The 23,482-nt window shown below is 70.0% G+C and carries 20 protein-coding genes, 1 tRNA gene and 1 pseudogene; 11 read left to right on the top strand and 11 right to left on the bottom strand.

Translation table 11 applies throughout. From position 1 onward, the window contains the following. Window positions 1-270, bottom strand: a pseudogene (locus AC6H2I_RS28905) (hypothetical protein); the annotation flags it as partial. A 247-nt stretch (window positions 271-517) separates the two neighbouring features. Here AC6H2I_RS28905 and carB point away from each other — a divergent pair. The 3 genes from carB to AC6H2I_RS28890 all read left to right on the top strand — a co-directional run bounded on the left by carB (window position 518) and on the right by AC6H2I_RS28890 (window position 5,100). Further along, the gene (carB, locus tag AC6H2I_RS28900) at window positions 518-3,769 is read left to right on the top strand and encodes a carbamoyl-phosphate synthase large subunit (protein WP_497504248.1); all 3,252 of its coding nucleotides are present in this window, start codon (window positions 518-520) and stop codon (window positions 3,767-3,769) included. Between the two features lie 84 nt (window positions 3,770-3,853). Further along, window positions 3,854-4,327, top strand: a complete 474-nt coding sequence (greA, locus tag AC6H2I_RS28895) for a transcription elongation factor GreA (RefSeq protein ID WP_497504247.1) — start codon at window positions 3,854-3,856, stop codon at window positions 4,325-4,327. A gap of 209 nt (window positions 4,328-4,536) precedes the next feature. Next, the gene (locus AC6H2I_RS28890; protein ID WP_497504246.1) at window positions 4,537-5,100 is read left to right on the top strand and encodes a cold-shock protein; all 564 of its coding nucleotides are present in this window, start codon (window positions 4,537-4,539) and stop codon (window positions 5,098-5,100) included. Window positions 5,101-5,198: 98 nt separating this feature from the next. Here AC6H2I_RS28890 and AC6H2I_RS28885 read toward each other — a convergent pair. After that, window positions 5,199-5,282: transfer RNA gene (locus AC6H2I_RS28885), tRNA-Leu, on the bottom strand. A gap of 165 nt (window positions 5,283-5,447) precedes the next feature. On the opposite strand from AC6H2I_RS28885, the gene AC6H2I_RS28880 reads away from it, so the two are divergent. Then, entirely contained in the window at window positions 5,448-5,618 is a 171-nt protein-coding gene (locus tag AC6H2I_RS28880; RefSeq protein ID WP_497504245.1) for a hypothetical protein, read from the top strand. Between the two features lie 112 nt (window positions 5,619-5,730). Here the strand turns inward: AC6H2I_RS28880 and AC6H2I_RS28875 are convergent, their stop codons facing one another. From AC6H2I_RS28875 to AC6H2I_RS28855, 5 genes are all read right to left on the bottom strand, one after another. Then, window positions 5,731-7,536, bottom strand: a complete 1,806-nt coding sequence (locus AC6H2I_RS28875; RefSeq protein ID WP_497504244.1) for a B12-binding domain-containing radical SAM protein — start codon at window positions 7,534-7,536, stop codon at window positions 5,731-5,733. Window positions 7,537-7,757: 221 nt separating this feature from the next. Continuing rightward, the gene (locus AC6H2I_RS28870; protein ID WP_497504243.1) at window positions 7,758-10,889 is read right to left on the bottom strand and encodes an efflux RND transporter permease subunit; all 3,132 of its coding nucleotides are present in this window, start codon (window positions 10,887-10,889) and stop codon (window positions 7,758-7,760) included. Window positions 10,890-10,920: 31 nt separating this feature from the next. Then, entirely contained in the window at window positions 10,921-12,180 is a 1,260-nt protein-coding gene (locus AC6H2I_RS28865; protein WP_497504242.1) for an efflux RND transporter periplasmic adaptor subunit, read from the bottom strand. Between the two features lie 137 nt (window positions 12,181-12,317). Further along, window positions 12,318-12,554, bottom strand: a complete 237-nt coding sequence (locus tag AC6H2I_RS28860; RefSeq protein ID WP_497504241.1) for a hypothetical protein — start codon at window positions 12,552-12,554, stop codon at window positions 12,318-12,320. Between the two features lie 145 nt (window positions 12,555-12,699). Continuing rightward, on the bottom strand, window positions 12,700-13,470 hold the full coding sequence (locus tag AC6H2I_RS28855) for a competence/damage-inducible protein A (protein WP_497504240.1): 771 nt from the start codon (window positions 13,468-13,470) through the stop codon (window positions 12,700-12,702). A 130-nt stretch (window positions 13,471-13,600) separates the two neighbouring features. Between AC6H2I_RS28855 and sfsA the strand changes: the two genes are divergently transcribed. The 6 genes from sfsA (at window position 13,601) to AC6H2I_RS28825 (ending at window position 18,092) form a co-directional block, all read left to right on the top strand. Further along, window positions 13,601-14,317, top strand: coding sequence for a DNA/RNA nuclease SfsA (gene sfsA / locus AC6H2I_RS28850; protein WP_497504239.1), 717 nt, complete (start codon window positions 13,601-13,603; stop codon window positions 14,315-14,317). Between the two features lie 70 nt (window positions 14,318-14,387). Continuing rightward, window positions 14,388-15,206: a type I methionyl aminopeptidase gene (gene map, locus AC6H2I_RS28845; RefSeq protein WP_497504238.1), complete on the top strand. Its 819-nt coding sequence runs from the start codon at window positions 14,388-14,390 to the stop codon at window positions 15,204-15,206. Window positions 15,207-15,222: 16 nt separating this feature from the next. Beyond that, complete coding sequence (radC, locus tag AC6H2I_RS28840; protein WP_497504237.1) at window positions 15,223-15,999, top strand: RadC family protein; 777 nt, start codon at window positions 15,223-15,225, stop codon at window positions 15,997-15,999. 122 nt (window positions 16,000-16,121) lie between these two features. Beyond that, entirely contained in the window at window positions 16,122-17,255 is a 1,134-nt protein-coding gene (gene zapE, locus AC6H2I_RS28835) for a cell division protein ZapE (protein WP_497504236.1), read from the top strand. Window positions 17,256-17,401: 146 nt separating this feature from the next. Beyond that, window positions 17,402-17,731 (top strand): hypothetical protein, encoded by a 330-nt coding sequence (locus AC6H2I_RS28830; protein ID WP_497504235.1) that lies wholly within the window; start codon window positions 17,402-17,404, stop codon window positions 17,729-17,731. Window positions 17,732-17,741: 10 nt separating this feature from the next. Beyond that, the gene (locus AC6H2I_RS28825; RefSeq protein ID WP_497504234.1) at window positions 17,742-18,092 is read left to right on the top strand and encodes a PIN domain-containing protein; all 351 of its coding nucleotides are present in this window, start codon (window positions 17,742-17,744) and stop codon (window positions 18,090-18,092) included. 135 nt (window positions 18,093-18,227) lie between these two features. Here AC6H2I_RS28825 and AC6H2I_RS28820 read toward each other — a convergent pair whose 3' ends face one another. The 4 genes from AC6H2I_RS28820 to AC6H2I_RS28805 all read right to left on the bottom strand — a co-directional run bounded on the left by AC6H2I_RS28820 (window position 18,228) and on the right by AC6H2I_RS28805 (window position 22,339). Further along, on the bottom strand, window positions 18,228-19,754 hold the full coding sequence (locus AC6H2I_RS28820; RefSeq protein ID WP_497504233.1) for a tripartite tricarboxylate transporter permease: 1,527 nt from the start codon (window positions 19,752-19,754) through the stop codon (window positions 18,228-18,230). Then, on the bottom strand, window positions 19,751-20,278 hold the full coding sequence (locus AC6H2I_RS28815; RefSeq protein ID WP_497504232.1) for a tripartite tricarboxylate transporter TctB family protein: 528 nt from the start codon (window positions 20,276-20,278) through the stop codon (window positions 19,751-19,753). Before AC6H2I_RS28815 ends, AC6H2I_RS28820 begins: the two co-directional genes overlap by 4 nt. Window positions 20,279-20,344: 66 nt before the next feature. After that, window positions 20,345-21,358: a Bug family tripartite tricarboxylate transporter substrate binding protein gene (locus AC6H2I_RS28810; protein ID WP_497504231.1), complete on the bottom strand. Its 1,014-nt coding sequence runs from the start codon at window positions 21,356-21,358 to the stop codon at window positions 20,345-20,347. A gap of 147 nt (window positions 21,359-21,505) precedes the next feature. Further along, window positions 21,506-22,339 (bottom strand): IclR family transcriptional regulator, encoded by an 834-nt coding sequence (locus tag AC6H2I_RS28805; RefSeq protein ID WP_497504230.1) that lies wholly within the window; start codon window positions 22,337-22,339, stop codon window positions 21,506-21,508. 362 nt (window positions 22,340-22,701) lie between these two features. Here AC6H2I_RS28805 and AC6H2I_RS28800 point away from each other — a divergent pair, with 362 nt between their 5' ends. Continuing rightward, window positions 22,702-23,439 (top strand): SDR family NAD(P)-dependent oxidoreductase, encoded by a 738-nt coding sequence (locus AC6H2I_RS28800; protein WP_497504229.1) that lies wholly within the window; start codon window positions 22,702-22,704, stop codon window positions 23,437-23,439. The last annotated feature ends 43 nt before the right edge of the window (window positions 23,440-23,482 follow it).

Raw genomic sequence — 23,482 nt, 5'->3', positions numbered from 1 at the left:
GGCGACCGGCCCGGCGCCCGGCGCCGGCGCGCCGACGCGCTCCGGCCGGCCGCCGTGGGACTTCAGCACGGGCAGCGGCGCCCAAGCCGGGCAGGTGTGGAAGGACTTGGTGATCTTCCGGTAGTCCTGGGAGATCGCCGTCCGGCACTCCCCTTCCACGCTGTAGCGGGCGACGTGCACCAGGGTGTTGTCCGCGGCCAGGGCGCGCTCGCCGCCCCACGAGACGCAGGCGGCGCAGGCGCGGCTGTCTTTGGCGAAGGCGTGGGACATGAAGGCTTTGGCCGGGGGAGCGGAGACGGACGGGCGGACAGCCGATTGATGACGCCCTTCGCCCCATGACGCAAGGGGCGTTTGCACCGGGGCCGCGCCGCCGCCGGCACGTCGCCGCGGGCGTGAGACGCCTCTTCCCACCCGCAGCGTTCGTGCCTATAAAGTGGCCTTCGCACGACATACGCCCCCTCCCCCCGCTCCGGCGGGAGGGGGCTTTTGCTGACTGAAGGTCGAGAAGCGAACCGCCATGCCCAAGCGCACAGACATCAAGTCCATCTGCATCATCGGCGCGGGGCCGATCGTCATCGGCCAGGCCTGCGAGTTCGACTACTCCGGCGTTCAGGCGTGCAAGGCGCTGCGCGAGGAAGGCTACCGGGTCATCCTGGTCAATTCCAACCCCGCCACCATCATGACCGACCCCGGCCTGGCCGACGCCACCTACATCGAGCCGATCACCCCCGCGGTGGTCGCCAAGATCCTGGAGAAGGAGCGGCCCGACGCGCTGCTCCCCACCATGGGCGGCCAGACCGCGCTGAACACCGCCATGGCGCTGGCCGACGACGGCACGCTGGCGCGCCTGGGCGTGGAGATGATCGGCGCCAAGCGCGACGTCATCGCCAAGGCCGAGGACCGCATCCTGTTCCGTGACGCCATGGACGACATCGGCCTGGAAAGCCCGCGCTCGCGCCTCGTCAAGACCTACCGCGACGCCCTGGAGGCGCTCGACTTCGTCGGGCTGCCGGCGATCATCCGCCCGTCCTTCACCCTGGCCGGCACCGGCGGCGGCATCGCCTACAACCGCGAGGAGTTCGAGGACATCGTGCGCGGCGGCCTGCGCGCCAGCCCGGTCGGCGAGGTTCTGATCGAGGAATCGGTGCTGGGCTGGAAGGAATACGAGATGGAGGTCGTGCGCGACGGCGCCGACAACTGCATCATCATCTGCGCCATCGAGAACATCGACCCGATGGGCGTCCACACCGGCGACAGCATCACCGTGGCCCCGGCGCTGACGCTGACCGACAAGGAATACCAGATCATGCGCAACGCCTCGATCGCGGTGCTGCGCGAGATCGGGGTGGACACCGGCGGCTCCAACGTCCAGTTCGCCGTCAACCCGGCCGACGGCCGCCTCATCGTCATCGAGATGAACCCGCGGGTCAGCCGCTCCTCGGCGCTCGCCTCCAAGGCGACCGGGTTCCCGATCGCCAAGATCGCCGCCAAGCTGGCGGTCGGCTACACCCTGGACGAGCTGGACAACGACATCACCGGCGTCACCCCGGCGAGCTTCGAGCCGACCATCGACTACGTCGTCACCAAGATGCCTCGCTTCACCTTCGAGAAGTTCGCCGGCACCGAGCCGCTGCTGACCACCTCGATGAAGTCGGTGGGCGAGGCCATGTCGATCGGCCGCACCTTCCAGGAGTCGGTCCAGAAGGCCCTGCGCTCCATGGAGACCGGGCTGACCGGCTTCAACGAGATGCGGATCGGCGCCGACGGGACGCCCGACCCCGCGGCGATCCGCGGCGCGCTGGCCAGGCCGACCCCCGACCGTCTGCTGGTGATCGCCCAGGCGTTCCGCCACGGCTTCACGGTGGCCGAGGTGCAGCAGGCCTCCAAGTACGATCCCTGGTTCCTCGAGCGGATCGCCGAGATCGTCGCCACCGAGGAGGCGGTCCGCGGAGCCGGCCTGCCGGGCGACGCCGCCGGCTGGCTCCGTCTGAAGCAGATGGGCTTCTCCGACGCCCGCCTGGGCGAGCTGGTCGGCCAGTCCGAGGACGCGGTGGCGGAGGCGCGCCGGAGCGCCGGCGTCACCCCGGTCTACAAGCGCATCGACACCTGTGCGGCCGAGTTCCCGTCGCGCACCCCCTACATGTACTCGACCTACGAGGCCGACGGCAGCGGCAGCGCCGAGTGCGAGTCCGAGCCGACCGACCGGCGCAAGGTGGTGATCCTGGGCGGCGGTCCCAACCGGATCGGCCAGGGCATCGAGTTCGACTATTGCTGCGTCCACGCCGTCTACGCGCTCCGCGAAGCCGGCTTCGAGACCATCATGGTCAACTGCAACCCCGAGACGGTGTCGACCGACTACGACACCGCCGACCGCCTCTACTTCGAGCCGCTGACCGCCGAGGACGTGATCGAGCTGGTGCGGGTCGAGCAGCGCAACGGCACCGTGCTGGGCTGCATCGTCCAGTTCGGCGGGCAGACGCCGCTGAAGCTGGCCCAGGCGCTGGAGACGGCCGGCATCCCGATCCTCGGCACCTCGCCCGACGCCATCGACCTGGCCGAGGACCGCGAGCGCTTCCAGCAGCTCCTGCACACGCTGGGCCTGCTGCAGCCGGCCAACGGCCTCGCCCGCTCCCTGGAGGAGGCCGAGGCGGTCGCCGCGCGCATCGGCTTCCCCGTGGTCATCCGGCCGTCCTACGTGCTGGGCGGCCGCGCCATGGAGATCGTCCACGACGTCGCCGGGCTGAAGCGCTACATCGCCAACGCCGTCAAGGTGTCGGGCAAGAACCCGGTGCTGATCGACAGCTACCTGCAGGACGCCATCGAGGTGGACGTCGACGTGGTGGCCGACAGCACCGGCGCGACCTACGTCGCCGGCGTGATGGAGCACATCGAGGAGGCCGGCATCCATTCCGGCGACAGCGCCTGCGCCCTGCCGCCCTACTCCCTGCCGCCGGAGACCATCGCCGAGATCGACCGCCAGGCCGAGGCGCTGGCCCGCGCGCTGAACGTGGTCGGCCTGATGAACGTCCAGTTCGCGGTGAAGGACGGCACCGTCTACATCCTCGAGGTGAACCCGCGCGCCAGCCGCACCGTTCCCTTCGTCGCCAAGGCCACCGGCACCGCCATCGCCAAGGTCGCCGCCCGCATCATGGCCGGCGAGACCCTGGCCGACTTCACCCTGAACGGGCCGAACCCGCCGCACACCGCGGTCAAGGAGGCGGTGTTCCCCTTCGCCCGCTTCCCCGGCGTCGACATCGTGCTCGGACCGGAGATGAAGTCCACCGGCGAGGTGATGGGGCTGGACCACAATTTCGCGCTCGCCTTCGCCAAGGCGCAGCTCGGGGCCGGCCTCAACCTGCCGGTCGAGGGCACCTGCTTCATCTCGGTCAAGGACCGCGACAAGCCGGCCCTGGCGGCCATCGCCAAGGGGCTCCACGAGATGGGCTTCCGTCTCATCGCCACGGTCGGCACCTGCGCGTTCCTGAAGGGCGCCGGGCTGCCCGCCGAGTCCATCAACAAGGTCGCGGAGGGACAGCCGCACATCGTGGACGCGATGATCAACGGCCAGGTGCAACTCGTCCTCAACACCACGGAAGGCGCCCAGGCCCTCTCCGACAGTTTCAGTCTGCGGCGAACCGCGCTCACCTACAACGTTCCCTATTACACCACCGTGTCCGGGGCACGCGCAGCGGTAGCAGCCATCCAGGCGCTGCGGAACGGCAGCCTTGAAGTCGCGCCGCTCCAGTCGTACCTTAGCGGATCGTACTGAGAACGGATGACGGCGCGGAGGCCCGCCCCCCGCGCCATTATCTTTCTCAGGACGACGCGTTTGGCATGGTGATGGACTGAAGACATGGAAAAAGTCCCGATGACCGCGGCAGGCTTCGAACGCCTGCAAGAAGAGTTGAAGCATCTCAAGGCTGTCGAGCGGCCGGCCGTCATCAAGGCGATTGCCGAGGCGCGCGAGCATGGCGACCTGTCCGAGAACGCCGAGTACCACGCCGCGCGCGAGCGCCAGAGCTTCATTGAAGGTCGGGTCGCCGAACTGGAGGACAAGATCAGCCGGGCCGAGGTGATCGATCCGGCCAAGCTGTCGGGCAGCATGGTCAAGTTCGGCGCGACGGTGACCCTGGCCGACGAGGACACCGACGAGGAAAACACCTACCAGATCGTCGGCCAGGACGAGAGCGACATCAAGAACGGCTTTCTGTCCATCCAGTCGCCGCTCGCCCGCGCGCTGATCGGCAAGAACATCGGCGACAGCGTCGAGGTTTCGACGCCCGGCGGCTCCAAGCTCTACGAGATCGTCACCGTCACCTATCGTTGAGGACGGCCCGGCGTCGGCCGGCGGCCCGGGCACCCACCGCCGGGCCGTCGCGCGGCGCCGATGCAACCCTTTCGGGCAGCATCGGCCGTCCGCTCCACCATCCGCACCGCGACCGGATTCCCGGTTGAAAATCGGGACATTGTAGGTCATCCTCAACGGCGTTGCGACCCACGGCGGGTCGTGGCCTGTCACTGTGTACGAGACCGTTGATGTTCGACCGCCCGCAGCGCGGGGCGTTCCGCGCACCCGAGATCACCCACCGCGACATCCGCGCCACCGTCAAGTGGTTCAATGCGACCAAGGGCTTCGGCTTCGTGACGCCGGACGATGGTTCGCCGGATGCGTTCCTCCATTCCACCGTTCTGCAGTTTTCGGGTCACGACGCCCTGCCGGACGGCGCAACCATCGTGTGCGACCTGTCGCGCGGTCCCAAGGGGCCGCAGGTGGCGACGATCCACACGATCGACACCTCCACGGCAACGGCACCGGCCGGCCGGCCGGCCCGAAGCGGTGGCGGTGGCGGTGGCGGCGACCGCGGTTGGGACCGCGCCCCGTCGGGCCCGACGGAGACCGTCGACGGCACCGTCAAGTGGTTCAATGTCACCAAGGGCTTCGGCTTCATCGCCCCATCCACCGGCGGCAAGGACATCTTCGTCCACATCCGCGCGCTGGAGCGGTGCGGCATCAGCGGCCTGAGCGACGGCGAGCAGGTGCGCGTCACCGTCCGTCAAGGGCTCAAGGGCCCCGAGGCGGAGCGGGTCGAGCTGGCCTGACCCTGCGCCCCGGCCCGTGTCGGGGCTGTGTCGCCACACGGGAAGGCCGCTCGTCCGGAGCGGCCTTTTTCCTGCCCGGGCCGCGCCGCCCGGCGCGGTGGTGCGGGCGGGGGGACTCGAACCCCCACGCCATGGGCTTCGGATTTTAAGTCCGATGCGTCTACCGATTCCGCCACGCCCGCCCCGCGGCGCACGCCGCTCGCCCCGGTCATCGGGGGGCCAACGGAACGAGCGCCTTGCGGTTGCATAGCCGCTCGTGACGGCGCGGTCAAGGCGGCGGACCGGCGGGCCTGGACAGCCGCGACGGCCGGGTTCACCCGCGGGGAACCGGAGCGGAGGAAGGGCCGATGGCAGACATCAACTGGTTGGCGCTGGTGGGCATCCTGATGGTGTTGGCCATCGTGCTTCCCGGCGCCGTCCCCAGCGTGCGCCGCAGCCCGTGGCTGCGCAACGCGGCGATCTGGCTGGCGGCGCTGACCGCCCTGGTGTTCCTCCACCAGACCTTCGGCCCGTTCTGAGCGTGGCCTCCGGTGCCGCCGGGTGCCCTGCGTCGGGCATCCCGCCGCGGGGTCCGGGCCGCGGCGCGAGGGCCCGCGGCGCGAGGGCCGGCGCCACGCCGGCGCCGATTCGTCACGCCGTCGCTTCCTCCGGGCGGTCCCCGTCGTTTCGGTCGGCCGCCGGCGGACCGTTCCGCGCGTCATCGGCGAACATCCGGCCGACGTGGCGGTCGAGGCGGCCGTTGGCCTGCTCGCGCCGCAGCCACAGCTCCAGCAGATAGGCGTAGACCAGCAGGGCGAGCGTGGCGGTGGCGATGCTGGCGTTGACGATCGTCCGCTTCACGGCATGGGCCGGCGCCCAGGGCTTCGGATAGCCGGGGCGCCGCGAATGGCGGTCCTTGATGCGGATGGCACCGCTGTCGAGCGCGTTCAGCCCTTCCCACCGGGCGGAGCCCAGCGAGCAGACGAAGGTGGCGCGGATCTCCGCGGTGGACGCCCCGTAGAGGAGGCCGCGCGCGATCAGCGTCTTCAGGTGGCCGAGGGAATAGTAGGAGCGCCAGCAGCGCCAGAACAGCGCGTCCCAGTCCCGCCGGGTCATCTTGGGATGGTCCGTCACCGCGTACATCGAGGCGTAGCGGTTGAGATCCGCGTCCATGGCCACGCCGTCCGCGACCAGCTTCTGATGATCCGCCGAGCCCGGCAGGGGGGTCAGCAGGAAGAACTCGACGATGTCCACCGGCAATTCGTCCTGAAGGACGCGGATGTCCTCGGCGACCCGTTCCGGGGTGTCGTTCGGCAGCCCGACGATGATGGCGGGGAACAGGACCATGCCGGCGCGCTTCCACGTCATCAGCATGTCGCGCATCTGATGGACCTTGTTCTGCCCCTTGCTGGCGGCGGCAAGGTTGTCGGGGCGCAGGGATTCCAGCCCGATGAAGACGCGTTTCACCCCGCCCGCCTTGCAGGCATCGACGAAGCCGCGGATGCGCGTCGCCAGGGCGTCGACCTGGATGAACACCTCCAGCGTCACGTCCAGTTCCTTCTGGAGGGCGGCGAGTAGCGCGGTGACCTCTCTCCAGACCGGGCTGCGGGCGAAATTGTCGTCGGTGATCAACACCTTGTGGATGCCGTTGGCGACGCACGCGCGGACATGCTGCTCGATGCGCTCCAGGGAGCGATGGCGCATCGTCCGCCCATGGACGTTGATGATGGTGCAGAACGAGCACAGGAACGGACAGCCCCGGCTGACCTCCATGGCATAGGGCCGGTCGAAGGTGCGCGCCGCCAGACCCGGGTCGACGATCTGCGCCGGGGTCTTCGTCAGATCGGCGGTGGTGGCCAGATGGTTGTAGACGGGCTGGATGGCGCCGGCCCAGATGTCGCCCAACAGAGCGTCCACCCCGTTTTCCAGTTCACCGGCGTAGAGCGTCACCCCGGCCTCCGCGACGCCCGCGAACGCCGGCTGCCAGTCCGGCACCATCGCCATCGCCCCGCTGACGTGAAAGCCGCCGACGATCACCGGGACGCCCAGCTCGACGAAACTCCGGCCGATGTCCAGCGCGCGGGGAAACTGGCTGGTCTGGACGCCGACCAGGAACACCGCCGCCCGGTCGAACTGGGACAGCCACTCCGCCAGCGCCGTCGGGCGGACGATTTCGGCCACCTCGTCGATCAGCTTGGTCTCGATCGTCACGTCCGGGCCAAGGCACCGGCGCCGGCCGGCGTCGACGACGATCCCCGCCACGACCGACAGGACGTTGGCGACCAGGAACGACCGCCACCACTGGATGACGTAGCCGTCGTCGTCGTAGCGCGACGGCTTGATCAGCAGAATGCCGAGGCGTTTTCCGGCGGTGGCGGTCCCGGCGGTGGCGGGCTCGGCAGTGGCGGTCATGGCGGTGGCGGTCATGGCGTGGGGCGTCATGGATGCGGCGGCCATCGAACATCCGCTCCTTCTGTGATCCATCCCTGTCCGAATGGAATGTTCAGGACGATGATGTGCTCAAGCCGGCAAAGTATGGCCAAAGGAATGGTTCAACACAACGACAACCAACCCTGCCCACAGACCGGAACGGCCGCGCGCCAATCCGCGGAACATGCGGCGCGTCCTTGCCGGTGTGGGGCGGCGTCCGATTCTGACAAAACAGTAATAGAGGGGAATTATTGGACCCGGGGCTGCGCAGGGCGCGCCCGGGTCATCAGGGCGAAGACCGCGGGAACGAAGACCAACGAGAGCATCGTCGCCCCCGACACCCCGCCGGCGATGGCGATCGCCAGGGGCTGCCAGAACGAACCGCCCCACAGGATCAGCGGAACGAATCCGGCGATGGTGGTGAGGGTCGTCGACACCACGTGCCGGGAACAGGCGGCCACGGTGGTCCGGATCGCCACCGGATCGCCGGCGGCCGCCCCGGGGTTCTCGCGCAGCGCCGCCAGCACGACGATGGAATCGTTGATGGCGATGCCGATCAGCCCGAGGCTGCCCAGGATGGTCATGAAGCCCAGGGGCTCCTGGAACACCCAAACGGCGAACAGCCCCATGCCCGCGCTCAGGGCGGCGACCGCCGCGATCACCGCGGCCATGCGGAAGCTGTTGAAGGCCAGGACGACGGTGGCGACCATCACCACCGCCAGCGGCCCGACCATCGCCACCAGGCCGGCCTGGGACTTGCCGCTTTCCCGGGCCTCGCCACCGAACGCGATCCGGTAGCCGGGCGGCAGCAGCGACCGCGCCGCGTCGAGGCGCCGCTTGACGTCCGCCAAGGTCTCGCTGGGGATCGCGAAGGGCTCGATGAACGCCTGGATGCGGTTCACCCGTTCGCCCTGGTAGCGGGTGATGGTGCCGTAGGTCGGCACCAGGGTCAGGGTGCCCAGCGCGTCGAGAGGAACGCCGGTCGCGGCGCCGCCGCCCGAGCCGGCCGCCACCGCCGCCGTCGCAAGAGGGGCCGCGAGCGGCAGTTCCGCGATCCGGCCCGACGAGGCGAGGCCGCGGACATCGGCGCGGACGCGCACGGGCAGGTCCTCCGTGTCCTCGATGATCGAGCCGCCGACCACGCCGTCGAGGGCGGCGGACAGTTCCCGGGCGACCGCCGACGGATCGAAGCCGGCCAACCGGGCCGCGTCCTCGTCCACCGCCACCGCCACCACCGGCCGGCCGCCGGTCAGCGTCGCCCGGGTGTTGGTGACCTTCGCCGACTGGCTGAGCAGCAGGCGGACGGTGTCGCCGATCTCCCGCAGCCGCGCCAGGTCGGGGCCGTAGACCTCCACCTCCACCGGGGCGTCGAACAGCGGGCCCTGCTCGAACGGCAGGACCAGGACCTCGGCCTCCGGGATGGCCGCCGCCAGGGTGCGTCGCAGGCGCGGCAGGAGCGCCCGGGTCGCCTCGGGCGAGACCGTGTCGACAAACGCGCTGGCCGCGCTCGGCACGCGATCGGTCGCGACGGTGACGTTGTAGAACACGCGCGGCGGCGAGGCACCCAACACCCAGGTGTCGCCGACCACGGCGGGCTCCTGCGCCAGGATCGCCCGGATGCGGTCGACCGCCCGACGCGTTTCGTCCAGCGTCGCCTGCGGCCGCAGCGCGACCGCCACCTGGAACTGGTCGCGGTCGGTCGGCGGGAAGAACTGTTGCGTCAGGTGGCCGGCCAGGACGAAGCCGGCGACCGCCGGCAGCACGGCGGCGGCGATCGCCAGCCGGGACCGGCGAACCACCGCGTCCAGGAGGCGGCGCAGCGCGGCGCCCAGCGCCGGATGGTCGATCCCCGATTCGAGGATGCCGGCGGGCCGCGACCGGGCGCCGGTGTGGCCGGCGCGGGCCAGGCGGCCGGCGAGCGCCGGAATGATCGTCATGGTCAAGACCAGCGAGGCGCCCACGGACAGGATGACCGAGGTGCCGAGGCCGCCCACGAACTCGCCGGTCGGGCCGGGAAACAGGGCGATCGGCGCGAAGGTCAGGATGGTGGTGACGGTGGACGCCAGCAGCGGCACGAGGAGATGGCGCACCGCGCCGGCTATCGCCTCCCGGGCATCCCGACCGGCGGCGCGCCGGTGATCGAACTCGTCCACCATGACGATCGCGTTGTCGATCAGCAGGCCCAGGGCGATGATCAGGCCGGTGATCGAGACCTGGTGCAGCGGCACGCCCAGCGCCCAGAGCATGGCCACGACCATGGCGATGGCCAGCGGCAGCATGCTGCCGACCACCAGCCCGGAGCGCCAGCCCATGGTCAGGCAGACCACCAGCGCCACCAGGACGAGGGACAGGGCAAGGTTCCGGCCCAGGTCGTCGAGGCGCGCCGTCACGTAGGTGCTTTGATCGAACACGATCACGGCGCGGATGTCGGGGGACAGGTCCTTCGAGAACGCGGCGAACGCGGCGCGCGCGTTGCGGCTCCAGTCGTCCACCCGCCAGCCGCCGCTCATCATCGCCGCGACGATCACCGCCGGGCGGCCCCGCGCCAGGGCCTCCGTGGTCACCGGATCGCGCACGGTCTTGCGGACCTCGGCGACGTCGCCCACCCGCACCATGCGTCCGTCGGCGAGACGGCCCAGCGGCACGGCGCGCACCCTGTCCAGCCGGTCAAGCGGGCCGGTGACGGCAAGCGGCATCTGGGTGTCGGCCGAGGTGAGCTGCCCCGCCGGCCGCTTGACGTCGGCGTTGCCGATGGCCTCGGCGACCGCACCGGGGGTGAGGCCGCTGGCCGCCAGCACCGCCGGCGCGTAGCTCACCCGGATCTCCTCCTCGCTCGCGCCGTACGTGTCGGTGCGCAGCGTGCCCGGCAGCAGGCCGAGGGTGCGTTCGAAATCCTTCCCCAGCCGGGTGAGGATGCCGCGCGCCGGCGGCGCGTCCGCGGTCCAGGTGAGGGCGGCGACGAAGGTGTGCGCACCGGGCTGCTCGCGGCGGAACGCCGGCGGACCGGCGCCGGGCGGCAGGGCCGCCGCGGCATCGCCCAGGGTGTCGCGAACCCGCGCCCAGATCGCGTCGAGCCCGGCCGTGTCGGCGTCATCGTCGAGGATGACGATCATTTCGGAGAACCCGGTCCGGGACACCGATTTGATCTCCTGTATCTCCTCGACCTCGAACAGCGCGGCTTCGAGGGTGGCGACGACCTGGCTGTCGACCTGTTCGGCGCTGGCCCCGGGATAGTCGGTCTTGATCGACGCGAACCGGCTGGTGATCAGCGGGTCCTCCAGGCGCGGCAAGGCCGCAAACCCCGCCGCGCCGGCGACCAGGATCAACAGGATGGACAGCACGGTCAGGCGCGGACGGTCATGGAACAGCGTCGCCATCATGGCCGGGGCGCCCTCGTCCGTGCCGGCCCCGTCATTCCGGAGCCGCCGGAATCTCGGCGACCGGGGTCACGCGCACGCCGGCGACCAGCCGGTGCACACCATCGGCGACGACCCGCTCGCCGTCGTGCAGCGCCCCGGTGACGTAGGCGCGGTCGCCGTCGACCTGGACGAGCTGCAGGGCACGCTGCGAGAGGACGCCGGGTCCCCGGCCGGTTTCCGGCGACTCCACCACATAGGCCGTCCACAGCCCGCGGCGGCCTTCCGCGAGGGCCGCCAGCGGCAGCCAGAAGCCGGCGGCGGCCACCCTGCGCTCGACCAGCAGCTGCCCCAGCTCGCCCGGTTTGGGTCGCGGGCCGCCGGGCGGAAGCGTCAGGACCACGGTGACCGTGCGGGTCGCCGGGTCCACCATGGGCACGATGCGGCGGAGCACGCAGGCGACCTCCCGCCCGGCCACCGCCCCCCGGTAGGTGGCGCCCACCGCCAGGGTCGCCGCGATCGGCGCGGGAACGCCGACCCGCAACTCGACGTGGTCGGTTTCGGCGATCTCGAGCACCGCCTCGCCGGCGGCGACCACGGCCCCCTCGTCGCGCCGCCGGGCGACGACGGTTCCGGCGTAGGGCGCCGCCAGGCGCGACAGGTCGAGCTCCACCTGCAGCGTGTCGAGCGCCGCATCGGCGCTGCGCAGGGCGCTTTCCGCCGCGGCCTGCTCGGCAACGGCCATGATCTGGGCGAAGTGCGCGTCGTCGTAGGATTCCCGCGACACGAAATCGTTCCTGGCCAGGCTCGCGCGCCGCTTCACCAGGGCCGCGGACTGGTCGCTGCGGGCGGTCGCGGCATCGAGCATGGCCCGCCCGTGGTCGAGCTCGGCGCGCAGCTCGACCACCTTGCCCTCCAGCATGCGGGTGTCCAGCACCGCCAGCAGCTCGCCGGCCGCCACGTGGTCGCCGTCGTCGACGTGGACCCGCATCAGGATGCCGCTGCGGGAAAAGCCGAGAGCGCTGGCCCGGCGCGCCACGATCCGCCCGGCGTAGCGGCTCTCGACGCGATAGCCGGTCGATTGGCGGGCGACGGCGACCGTCACCGGCAGGGCCGCGTCGGGGTCGGGGCCGGGAGCGGGGCCGGCGTCGGGGCCGGCGGGGGGCCCTTCCACCGCGGCCACCGAAGCCCCCCGGTCGGCGCGCAAGGAGAGGATCGCGGCAATGGCCGTGATGGCGGCGACCAGCGTCACCGCAAGCACGAAGGATCGTCGCAATGTCAGCTCCCACGACACCGGCGCCGTCGACAGGCGCATCGACAGTCCATACGGGTCATGACTTGTCGTGGCAAGCCGATTGTCTGGTGTCCGCACGGTCCCGGGACCGCCGCGGACCGGCGGCGGAGGGGCGGAACCGGTCCCGATACTGGCGGAAGGGCGACGTCGTGCCGCCGTCAGTCGTCGGCCAGCAGCATCACCCCGACGCCCATGGCGACGCTGCCGAAGGTGATGCCGAGCCCGGCGTAGAGCAGCACCAGCGCGGCCAGCCAGTGCTCGCTGGTGCGGATCAGGGTGCCGAGGCCGGCGATGTCCAGCAGCAGGATGCCCGTGGCCAGCACCACGGCGCCGACGATCCCCGACGCCAGATGCTGGAGCAGATAGAACACCAACGGCTTCTCGAACGGTTGCATGATCGGCCGGCGCCGGCGCGCCCTCCCTCTGCGGCGTCCCGCAGGTCGGGACGCCGGTGTGCCTGGAAGACGGAGTCTGGGGAGTCGCGGCGCGCCGGCAAGCGGCACCGGCCGGAAGATGCAGGCGCCCTATGCCTTCGGAGGCCTACGGGGTGGTGCCGGGGGTCAACACCGGCGTCCCCCCCAGGCGCCGCACCACCGCGCACAGCTCCTCGGCGGCGGCGTCCAGCGCCGCCACGTCGGTGCCGCGCAGCACCAGGCTGACGCCGAAGAACCCGTTGCGGAAATAGGGGTAGCTGCCGATCTCGACGTCCGCCAGCCGCTCCTGCAGGGCGCCGAGGTCGGCGGCGATCCGCCCCTCGGCCAGTTCGCAGCTCACCGTGCGGGCGTGGATCGGCGGGCCGCCGGCGAGGTGGGGCAGGACGCCGTCGAGCATCGCCCGCATGATGTTGGGCACGCCGGCCAGGACGAAGACGTTGCCGATGCGGAACCCCGGGGCCTGGCTGATCGGGTTGTCGACCAGGGTGGCGCCGGCCGGCACGTCGGCCATGCGCAGGCGCGCCGCGTTGAGGCCGCCCGGCGGGTAGTGGCTCTCCAGCCGCGCCACCGCCTCCGCGTTGCGTTGCAGCGGCACGCCGAAGGCCGCGGCCACCGAGGCCGAGGTGATGTCGTCGTGGGTCGGGCCGATGCCGCCGGTGGTGAAGACGTAGGTGTAGCGGGCCCGGCAGGCGTTGACCGCGGCGACGATCTCCTCCTCCACGTCGGGCACCACGCGGGCCTCGCGCACCCGCACGCCGATGGCGCCCAGCGCCTCGGCGATGTGGGAGAGGTTCACGTCCTTGGTGCGGCCCGACAGGATCTCGTTGCCGATGATCAGGACCGCGGCGGTGGGGTTGAGGCTGTCGGCGAGGCTCATGGAAGGGTCTTCCCGTGGTCCCGGCTGGAGGCGCCGGCCGAGGAATGATAGCCCGGCGGCGGCGGGAATCCAGTCGCCCGGACGCCGCGGGCTTGCCGCACCCGCGCCCGGCGGCTAGCGTGCGCGGGCCATGCGATTCCCCTCCCCCTTGCGCGAAGGGCGCCTGCTGCGCCGCTACAAGCGCTTCCTCGCCGATGTCGACCTCGACGGGGCGGTGGTGACCGTCCACGTCCCCAACTCCGGCGCGATGATCGGCCTGGACGCGCCGGGAAGCCGCGCCTGGCTGTCGCGCTCCGACAACCCCAAGCGCAAGCTGGCCCACACCCTGGAGCTGGTCGAGGCGGACGGCGGCCTGGTCGGCGTCAACACCGGCCACCCCAACGCCCTGGTGGCGGCGGCCATCGCGGCGGGCACGGTGCCGGAGCTGGCCGGCTACGAGCGGCTGCGGCGCGAGGTGCGCTACGGCCGCAACTCGCGCATCGACGTGCTGCTGGAGGGCGCCGGCCGGCCGCCGGCCTATGTGGAGGTGAAGAACGTCCACCTGCGCCGGCCCGGCCGGGGGGACGGGCTGGCGGCGGAATTCCCCGATTGCGTCACCGCGCGCGGCGCCAAGCACCTGGAGGAGCTGGCGGCGATGGTGGCGGCCGGCCACCGGGCGGTGATGGTGTATCTTGTCCAGCGGGCGGACTGCGCCTACTTCCGGGTGGCGGAGGACCTCGACCCGACCTACGCCGCCGGGCTGCGCCGTGCCGTGGCGGCGGGCGTGGAAACGGTGTGTTGGTCTTGCGCGATCACCCCGGAATCGATTGAATTGGAGCGCCCGCTGCCGATCCGCCTGGAGGGGTGATGGGACCGGGCCGGCGGGGACGGGAACAGGGACGGGCCGGGGCGGCCATCCAACGGAAAAGGCAACACTGGTGGAACACGACAACATCGAATCCAGCCGCGTCCGCATCCATGGGCCGGAGGACTTCGACGGCATGCGGCGGGCCGGGTACCTCGCCGCCGCCACCCTGGACTTCATCGCCCCCTATGTGCGGCCGGGCGTCACCACCGGCGAGCTGGACCGGCTGTGCGAGCAGTTCATGCGCGACCACGGCGCAGTGCCCGCCCCGCTCGGCTACCGCGGCTATCCCAAGGCGACCTGCATCTCGGTCAACCACGTGGTCTGCCACGGCATCCCCGGCGACAAGCGGCTGGCCGACGGCGACATCCTCAACATCGACGTGACGCCGATCCTCGACACCTGGTACGGCGACAGCAGCCGGATGTACCTGTGCGGCGACGGCGTCAGCGTGAAGGCGCGCAAGCTGGTGGACGTCACCCACGAGGCGCTGATGATCGGCATCGCCCAGGTCCGCCCCGGCGCCACGCTCGGCGACGTCGGCCACGCCATCCAGAGCCTCGCCGAATCCCACCGCTACACCGTGGTGCGCGACTTCTGCGGCCACGGCCTGGGCCAGACCTTCCACGCCCCGCCGTCGGTGCTGCACTTCGGGCGCCCCGGCACCGGGCTGGTGCTGCGCGAGGGCATGTTCTTCACCATCGAGCCGATGCTCAACGCCGGCCGCCACGACGTGAAGATCCTCGGCGACGGCTGGACCGCGGTCACCAAGGACAAGTCGCTGTCGGCGCAGTTCGAGCATTCGATCGGTGTCACCGCCGAGGGCTGCGAGATCTTCACCCTGTCCCCCGCCGGCCACACCCGCCCCCCCTACCCCGCCCCGGCGGATTGAGCGAAGACCCGCCGCCATGGCCGAGGCGAAGATCCCCCCCGCCGCTCCCGACCCGGCCGCGCCGGCCGCCCCCGGGCCGGCCGCCCCCGCCGACCCGGCGGAGGAGACGCCCCACTACCACGGCCACCGCGACCGCCTGCGCGGCCGCTTCCTGGAGCGTGGCGCCGAGGCGCTCCAGGACTACGAGCTGCTGGAGCTGGTGCTGTTCCAGGTCGACCGGCGGCGCGACGTCAAGCCCCTGGCCAAGAAGCTGATCGAGCGGTTCGGCGGCTTGTGGAACGCCGTCAACGCGCCGCCGGAGGCGCTGCGCGGCATGCGCGCCGAGGGGGTGGCGCTGACCACCGACAGCCAGATCGCCATGCTGCGGGCGGTCGGGGCGTGCGCGCTGCGGGCGTCGCGCGAGCAGGTGATGAAGCGGCCGGTGCTCGGCTCCTGGCAGACGCTGATGGAGTATTGCGCCGCCGCCATGGCGCACCAGACCACCGAACAGTTCCGTCTGCTGTTCCTCGACAAGAAGAACGCGCTGATCGCCGACGAGGTGCAGCAGCGCGGCACCGTCGACCACACCCCGGTCTACCCGCGCGAGGTGGTGAAGCGGGCGCTGGAGCTGGGCGCCACGGCGGTGATCCTGGTCCACAACCACCCCTCCGGCGACCCCACGCCGAGCCGGGCCGACGTGGAGATGACCCGCGACGTGGTGCGCGCCGCCGAGGCGGTCGGCGTCGTCGTCCACGACCATGTGATCGTCGGCCGGGGCCGCCACACCAGCTTCAAGGCCCAGGGCCTGATCTGAAGCGTCACCCGGCGGCCCCGGACCGGCGGCCCCGGACCGGCGACGTTGCGCCGCACCGGCGCATCGGCTAGGTAGGGGGTCCGCTCACCGCCGACCCCGCCGCCGGAGCCGCGCCGCCGCCCATGCCCGAAGGACCGCTCGCCCTCTACCGCGCCCGCCGCGGCACCGGCACCCTGCGCCCCGACCCCGCCCAGGCGCTGGCGGCGGAGAAGCTGCAGAGCCTGCACCAGGCGCTGCGCGCCTACCAGCCGCACACCGGCAAGACCGGCTGGCGCGAGCGCTTCGGACTGGCCCGGCGCGCCGAGCCGGCGGAGCCGCCCCAGGGCCTCTACCTCTACGGCGGGGTCGGCCGTGGCAAGTCCATGCTGATGGACCTGTTCTTCGAAACCGCCCCGGTGGAGCGCAAGCGCCGCGTCCACTTCCACGAGTTCATGCTGGAGACCCACCGGCGCATCCACGAGCACCGCACCGCCAGGGGCCGCGCCACCACCGGCCCCGACGACGCCCTGCCCGAGCTGGCCCGGCGCATGGCGGAGGAGGCGTGGCTCCTGTGCTTCGACGAGTTCCACGTCACCGACATCGCCGACGCGATGATCCTGGGCCGCCTGTTCACCCACCTGTTCGAGGCCGGGGTGGTGGTGGTGGCGACCTCCAACTGGCCGCCCGACGAGCTCTACAAGGACGGGCTGCAGCGCGAGCTGTTCCTGCCCTTCATCGCCCTGCTGAAGGCCAGGCTCGACGTGCTGGCCCTGGAGGGGGCCACCGACTACCGCCTCGACCGGCTGAGCGGGACGCCGGTCTACCACTGCCCGCTGGGCCCGGCGTCCGACGCGGCCATGAAGGCGGCGTTCGCCGCCCTGACCGGGGGCGCCCCGACCAGCCCGGCCCATCTTCTGGTGCAGGGCCGCCGGGTCGACATCGCGTGCGCCGCCAACGGCGTGGCCTGGGTGGATTTCTGGGACCTCTGCGGCAAGCCCTTCGGCGCCGCCGATTTCCTGGCCATCGCCACCCATTTCCACACCGTGTTGATCGACGACGTGCCGGCCATGCGCGACGAGCGGCGCAACGAGGCCAAGCGCTTCATGACCCTGATCGACGCGCTCTACGAGCACAAGGTGACGGTGATCGTCGCCGCCGACGCCCCACCCCAGCGCCTCTACCCCGAGGGCACCCACGCCTTCGAGTTCGAACGCACCGTCAGCCGCCTGATGGAAATGCAGAGCGAGGAGTACCTGCGGCGGCCGCACCTGACGTGATTCCGGCGCTGGCCGGATCGCCAAGGCAGGTCGGTGTCGATGATCCCTGACGGTGCAGGGGATGATGGCTGACGGGGGACCCGACTTGGCGTTTTTCTCCTCCGCGCCTATGATAGGGCCGGTTCCTTTTGCATGATGACCGCACCATGAACCAGCCCGAGACCGTGTCAGTGACGATCGACACCAACGTCGAGAACATCCGTGATGCCGTTATCCGGGCGGGCTTCCGGCCTGGCAGGCGAGTCCGGGTGTCGGTCGCGCACGCAGATGCGAACGAAGCGAGGGACGCTGAGAACAAGCGCCTTTCCGCGATTCTCGAGAAGCACCCGCTTCCCCCGGAGTTCCGGGATTTGACGGAGGAGCAGGCGGCGGAGATCGCGGACGAAGCCGTCGCGGGGCTCGCCGGCAGGCTGAGAAATAACTCCCGCCCCTGCGCATCGTCATCGACTGCAACGTCCTGGTGTCAGCCGCGTTGACGGACGGGGTGTGCCGCTTGGCGGTCGCCGAGGCCATCGGAAACCACGAGCTTGCCTTGAGCGAGGAATTCTCGACGAGTACCGGGAGGTTGCCGACCGCCCGAAGTTTCCTCCTCCCGTCCAAAGCCGCATGCACGCACTCATCGAGAACGTGGCTGCGCAGGCGCCCCTCGTCCGATTCGATCATTCGGTCCCGCGTCCGGACATAGCCGACGAGGATGATGCGGTGTATGTGATCGTGGCGATAATCTCGCGCGCCGACGCCATCGTGACGGGCAACACCGCGCACTTCAACGCCCCGTCATACGGTCGGGCCCTCGTCGTATCCCCTCGCGAGTTCCTGGACATGGTGGGAGCCTAGTCTAGAGCGTTTTCCTGTCTGCCGAAATCGCGAGGAATTCCGTGTGACAGAAGAACGCTCTAAAGCCGGATGCGATCATGTCGAACCGACATGATCGCTGAATCCGTCTCTAAATATTTGGTACCAGAGCGGGATTCACGGCCCGGTGGGGGTTGCCTCGCTGGTCGTGGCGGTCAGCGGGCCGACGTGCGCGCCACGGGCGTCGCTCCAGGCCCTCCACATTCCCCAAACCAGCGACGCGATGAAAAGGCTGATGAAAAACCAGGAGATGGCGCTGTTGAAAAACACACCGCCGTCCTCCCCGATCAGAACGGACCGCCTCAGATTATCCTCGAATTTCGGCGCGAGGATAAAACCAAGCAGAAACGGCGTCACATCAAAGCTAAGTTTTTGCATAGCGAAGCCGATGCCGCCAAAGACAAGCATGACACCGACGTCAAAAAAGTTGTTGCTCACCGCGAAGCTGCCAAACAGGCAGAACATGAAGATAATCGGCATCAGGATCTGACCGCGAACGCGGGCGATTCCAGCGAACGACATCATGACGGCGCGTCCGGCGAAGAACAGCGCGATCGAACTGGTGATGATGCCGAGGAAGATGGCGTAGACCGTGCCCAGGTGTTCCTGGAACAGCAAGGGACCGGGCGTGAGATTGTGGATCATGAACGCGCCAAGGATGACGGCGGTCACGACGTCGCCGGGGATGCCCAACGCCAGGAGGGGAATCAGGCTCGACCCCGCCACCCCGTTGTTTCCCGCCTCGGGCGCGCAGACGCCCTCCACCTCGCCGCTGCCGAAATACCGGCCACGCGGCGATAGCCGCCGGGCGATCCCATAGGACAGGAACGCCGCCGCTGTCGGGCCAGCGCCTGGAATGGCGCCGATGATCACGCCGATCAGGCTGCCACGGACGATCGTCGGAGCGCAGCGCCGCAGGTCGTCGCGCGTCATCCGGGACGCGTCGGCCCCCTTCACCTCGGGCGGCTTCGCCAGCGCCCCATAGTAGCGGATGATTTCCGGGATCGCGAACAGGCCGACGAGCATCGGCACAAAGCTCACGCCACCCATCAGGTTGAACGAGCCGAAGGTCAGACGATCCGTGCCATAGACGAGATCGGCGCCGATCGACGCCACCATCATGCCCAAAAGCCCAGAGATCAGGCCCCTCACCAAGGATCCCGAGGAGATCGCGACGACGATCGTCAGCGAGAACGCGATCAGCCAGAGGTATTCGGGCGGGCCGAAGCTGAGGGCAAGGGACGCGAGAGGAACGACGAACAGTATCAGCGCGATGTTGGAGATCATGTCAGCGGCGCAGGACGAGTACAGCGCCGCCATCAGCGCCTTCCCCGCCTCGCCGCGGAGCGTCATCTGGTAGCCGTCGATCGTCGTGCAGGCGGCGGCCGGCGTGCCGGGCGTGCGGATGAGGATGGCCGAGATCGACCCGCCCATGACTCCGCCCTTGTAAATCCCGACCAAGAGCAGGATCGCCGCGATCGGCGACATGTGGAAAGTGAACGGCAGGGCCAACGTGACGCCCATCACCGCCGAAAGACCGGGGATCGCGCCGATCACGACACCGATCATCACGCCGACGACGATGCATATCAAATTCTGGAGATCGAGAAAGAGAGCGAGACCCGCGAGCAGACTGTCGATCATGGAAGCCACCGTGTCAGCAGACCCGCGGGGACGGGCACGTTCAGAAGCTGGTCGAAGAACAGGAAAATGAACGAGGGAACGACCACCGCCACCACCAGATAGGTGCCGGGATGGCGCTCCCCGCCTACGGCAAGCAAGCCGGCCGTCACCACGGCGGCCGCCAGCCCCATGCCGAGCACCACGGAGAGAGGATAGGCGAGGCAAAGCAGCGCGAAAGCACCCGCCATCCGCCAATGCCCGGCGGTGGGAGGGCGGCGTTCCGCCAGTCCGCCGTCCTGGTCGGCCGGATCACGGGAACCCGGCGCTGGCACGCGCGCCATCACGGCGCGAACCAGGCCGACGAGGGACAGCACGCCGATCAACGCGGCGAGCACGTTTGGAAGAAAGCGGGGCGAGAGGGCCGCGTGCTCCACCATCTCCGGCTCGTCGATCGCCATCGGCGACAGCACCAGGATGAAGGCGATCGCGGCCACGACGAGTGTCGAATAGATCGACACGTCGCGCCCGAAGTGGGGGGTCGTCATGAAACCGCCTGTGGGTTCGGTTCTGAGATCGTTTCAAGCGAGGAAATGATGGACCGCGAGGGTCCGTCACTTCCGGGCAATACCGGCGACCTCCACCACGTTCTTCCATTTCACCAGCTCGGAGTCGGCCCAGGCCTTCAAATCCACTGGCGTCCCGCCGTCGATCTCGGCGGCCTGGCTCCGCGCGTAGCTTTGAAACTCCGGCGTCGCCAGAACCTCGTTCACGTGGGCGTTGATGGTGTCGATGATGGCCGGGTCGGTTCCCTTGGGCGCGAACAGGCCGAACCACGCCTGCACCGCGAAGTCCTTCAGCGCCGGTCCGCCGACTTCTTGCAACGTCGGGATGTCGGGGAGTTCCGCGGACCGCTTTGCGGTCGTGACCGCCAGCGCCTTCAAGGCACCGGCCCGGATCTGCGGCAAGGCGGAGGGCGCGTTGTCGAACATCAGGTCGACGAACCCTCCCAGCAGCCCCGGAATCGCCTCGCCGCTGCCGCGGTAGGGAACGTGCACCAGCGGCAGCCCGGTCATGGCCTTGAACAGCTCGCCGGAAAGGTGGATCGAGCTGCCGACGCCGGAGGAGGCGAAGCGCAGCCGTCTCGTCCCGGCGAGCGTCACCAGCCCCGTGTAGTCGTCGACCCCGAGGCTCGTCGGCACCACCAGAACGTTGGGCACGGAATAGATCCGTACGATCGGCGCGAAGTCGGTGGCCGGGTCGTAGGCGAGCTTACGGTAAAGCGCCGGTGCGATGCCGTGCGACGAGATCTGCCCGATGAACAGGGTGTGGCCATCCGGCTCGGCGTGGGCCGCCTGGGCGGTCCCCACGGTCCCGCCCGCGCCGTCGTAGTTGATGACCACAACGCGCTCTCCGACACGACGGCCCAGTTCATCGGCGATCTTGCGCGCCACGATGTCGGTCGAGCCGCCGGCCGCATACGGGACTATGATCGATACCGCCCGGGTGGGCCATGCGGCTTGTCCAGCATCGGCCCGGTCAGCGCCGAACGCGGCGGCCAGAGCGACGGTGGCCAGAGCGACGGTGGCGAACGCGACTGTCCGGCGACAGAACGCCCAGTTCAGCATCATATCCTCCCGATTTTCTAGGTCCGTTTATCGGAACTATGTTCCGAATAACGGACCATTGCATGCACGCTTCGTGCTGTCAACAGTCCCGGTGATGAACTGAGAAGGCCATCGGCAGCGGAGCCGTCCGGTGGCCTTAGCGCGCGCTCACGCCACCGCGGAGCGCGCCAGGGCGCGGGCGTTGTTGGACGTGAGGAACAGACGGAACTCGTCGGTGATGGCGTCGATTTCATCGCGGATCGTCGCGGCGACCTCCTCGCGACGCGGCGGCTGGAGGCGCTCCCGGATGGTCGACAGGCTGATCGTGGCGATGGGCGAGCCGTCGCTCAGCAACAGCGGGACGCTCACCGTGGTGATGCCGGGAACCATCCGCCCGTCCACCAGGGAGTAGCCGCGGGCGCGCGTCTCATCCACCAGGGTTCGCAGATCCGCGTCGCTCAGCCGAAAGGGCGCGCGTGCGGGGCCGCCCGTCTCGATGACGCGCTCGACCTCGGCGTCGGGAAGCCGGGACAGCATGGCCAGCGCGCCCGCGCCAACGCCCAGCGGACGGCGATCCCCCACCTTCATGGTCAGCGTCCTGATCGGAAAGGTGCCTTCCATGCGATCGACGCAGATGGCCTCGTCGAGGTGGCGGACCAACAGATAGACCACGTCGCCGAACCGGTCGGCGAGCCGCCCCAGACCGGGGGCGACGATGCGCGACACGCCGAAGCGGTTACCAGCGCCGCTCGCCCAGGCGAAGATCTTGAAGCCCACGAAATAGCGACCCGACCGCTCGTCATGGTCGGCTAGGCGATGCGCCACTAGGCCGGTCAGGAGCCTGTGAGCGGTCGTTTTTCCCAAGCCCGTGGCGCGGCAGACATCCATCAGCCGAAGCCCGTGCTCCGGCTGCCCGGCGAGCGCGCCGAGAATGAGATCCGTGCGCGCGACGCTCTGGTGGAGACCGCCGTCGACCGCGCTGGACGATGCTTCGTCGTTCATTTCTGTCACGCCCCGAGATTTCCGGGCCGAGATGGTTGACACACCCATCACTCCGCCCTATCGTTCCATTCAAAGGAATATAGTTCCGATAAACGGAACTTTCAAGCGCAAAACACCAGCCGGTGGACGCTTGGGGAGGATGACGATGATCGAGCAAAAGCGCTGTGGCGCGAACGACCAGATCGGCCCGCTGACCCCGGATCGCGTGAGCTGGCCTCGTGTCCAGCCTCGCGCTCCCGTCGGCCTTTCCCCCATCGGGCGTTCCTGGCGAGCGGGCGCTGACCCCGCGCCGGTTTCCCCGACGCCTGTTGTCGGTCGCCTCGGCCTGACTCTCCTCGTCATCTTCCAAAGGACGTTTCGCGATGTCCCCTGATCCATCCTCACCACCGGCCGCGCTCGTCACCGGCGGCAGCCGCGGGATCGGCGCCGCCATCGTCGCGCTGCTGACCGCTCGCGGCATCCCGGTCGCCAACCTGGACCGCATCCCGCCGGAGGAGCCCCAGGACGCCCGCTTCGTCGAGGCCGACCTGACCGACCTCACCGCCACGCGCCGGGCGCTCGACGCCGTCGTGGCGCGACAACCGATCCTCTGGCTGGTCAACAACGCCGGCATCGCGTTGCCCGCAACCCTTGAGGATACCACCGTCGAGGATCTCGAACGCGTCATCGCGGTCAACCTGCGAGCCACCATTCTGTGCGCGCAGGCGGCGCTGCCCGGCATGAAGGCGGCGGGGCGCGGCCGCATCGTCAACATCACCAGCCGCGCCGCGCTTGGCAAGGAGCTGCGCACCGCCTACGCGGCCGCCAAGGCCGGCGTCATCGGGCTGACCCGCGGCTGGGCGCTGGAGTTGGCCGCATCGGGCATCACGGTCAACGCCGTCGGCCCAGGCCCGATCGAGACCTCGCTGTTCCACACCGCCAACCCAGCGGGCAGCGCGCGGACGAAAGCGATTGTGGACGGCGTTCCGCTCCGCCGACTGGGAAAGCCCGAGGACATCGCCCATGCCGTGGCGTTTTTCCTGGCGGACGAGGCCTCGTTCATCACCGGACAGACACTGTTCGTCTGCGGCGGGCTGACCGCCGGCGCGATCGCCGTCTGACCGCCGCCTCACGCCACAAGACCCAACCGGGCACCAGAACCAA

This window comes from Azospirillum sp. NS33 (genome assembly GCF_059703765.1).
Note: the sequence above shows the minus strand (reverse complement) of the source record. Positions and strands in the feature narration are given on the sequence as shown.

What these genes read in the sequence shown, in the direction of transcription:
- AC6H2I_RS28865 (WP_497504242.1), bottom strand. Translation starts at nt 12,180, where the DNA reads ATGCGCCTGTCGACGGCGCCGGTGTCGTGGGAGCTGACATTGCGACGA.
- greA (WP_497504247.1), top strand. Translation starts at nt 3,854, where the DNA reads ATGGAAAAAGTCCCGATGACCGCGGCAGGCTTCGAACGCCTGCAAGAA.
- AC6H2I_RS28890 (WP_497504246.1), top strand. Translation starts at nt 4,537, where the DNA reads ATGTTCGACCGCCCGCAGCGCGGGGCGTTCCGCGCACCCGAGATCACC.
- AC6H2I_RS28870 (WP_497504243.1), bottom strand. Translation starts at nt 10,889, where the DNA reads ATGATGGCGACGCTGTTCCATGACCGTCCGCGCCTGACCGTGCTGTCC.
- AC6H2I_RS28855 (WP_497504240.1), bottom strand. Translation starts at nt 13,470, where the DNA reads ATGAGCCTCGCCGACAGCCTCAACCCCACCGCCGCGGTCCTGATCATC.
- sfsA (WP_497504239.1), top strand. Translation starts at nt 13,601, where the DNA reads ATGCGATTCCCCTCCCCCTTGCGCGAAGGGCGCCTGCTGCGCCGCTAC.
- zapE (WP_497504236.1), top strand. Translation starts at nt 16,122, where the DNA reads ATGCCCGAAGGACCGCTCGCCCTCTACCGCGCCCGCCGCGGCACCGGC.
- AC6H2I_RS28805 (WP_497504230.1), bottom strand. Translation starts at nt 22,339, where the DNA reads ATGAACGACGAAGCATCGTCCAGCGCGGTCGACGGCGGTCTCCACCAG.
- carB (WP_497504248.1), top strand. Translation starts at nt 518, where the DNA reads ATGCCCAAGCGCACAGACATCAAGTCCATCTGCATCATCGGCGCGGGG.
- AC6H2I_RS28815 (WP_497504232.1), bottom strand. Translation starts at nt 20,278, where the DNA reads ATGACGACCCCCCACTTCGGGCGCGACGTGTCGATCTATTCGACACTC.
- AC6H2I_RS28860 (WP_497504241.1), bottom strand. Translation starts at nt 12,554, where the DNA reads ATGCAACCGTTCGAGAAGCCGTTGGTGTTCTATCTGCTCCAGCATCTG.
- radC (WP_497504237.1), top strand. Translation starts at nt 15,223, where the DNA reads ATGGCCGAGGCGAAGATCCCCCCCGCCGCTCCCGACCCGGCCGCGCCG.
- AC6H2I_RS28875 (WP_497504244.1), bottom strand. Translation starts at nt 7,536, where the DNA reads ATGGCCGCCGCATCCATGACGCCCCACGCCATGACCGCCACCGCCATG.
- AC6H2I_RS28830 (WP_497504235.1), top strand. Translation starts at nt 17,402, where the DNA reads ATGAACCAGCCCGAGACCGTGTCAGTGACGATCGACACCAACGTCGAG.
- AC6H2I_RS28880 (WP_497504245.1), top strand. Translation starts at nt 5,448, where the DNA reads ATGGCAGACATCAACTGGTTGGCGCTGGTGGGCATCCTGATGGTGTTG.
- AC6H2I_RS28810 (WP_497504231.1), bottom strand. Translation starts at nt 21,358, where the DNA reads ATGCTGAACTGGGCGTTCTGTCGCCGGACAGTCGCGTTCGCCACCGTC.
- AC6H2I_RS28800 (WP_497504229.1), top strand. Translation starts at nt 22,702, where the DNA reads ATGTCCCCTGATCCATCCTCACCACCGGCCGCGCTCGTCACCGGCGGC.
- AC6H2I_RS28820 (WP_497504233.1), bottom strand. Translation starts at nt 19,754, where the DNA reads ATGATCGACAGTCTGCTCGCGGGTCTCGCTCTCTTTCTCGATCTCCAG.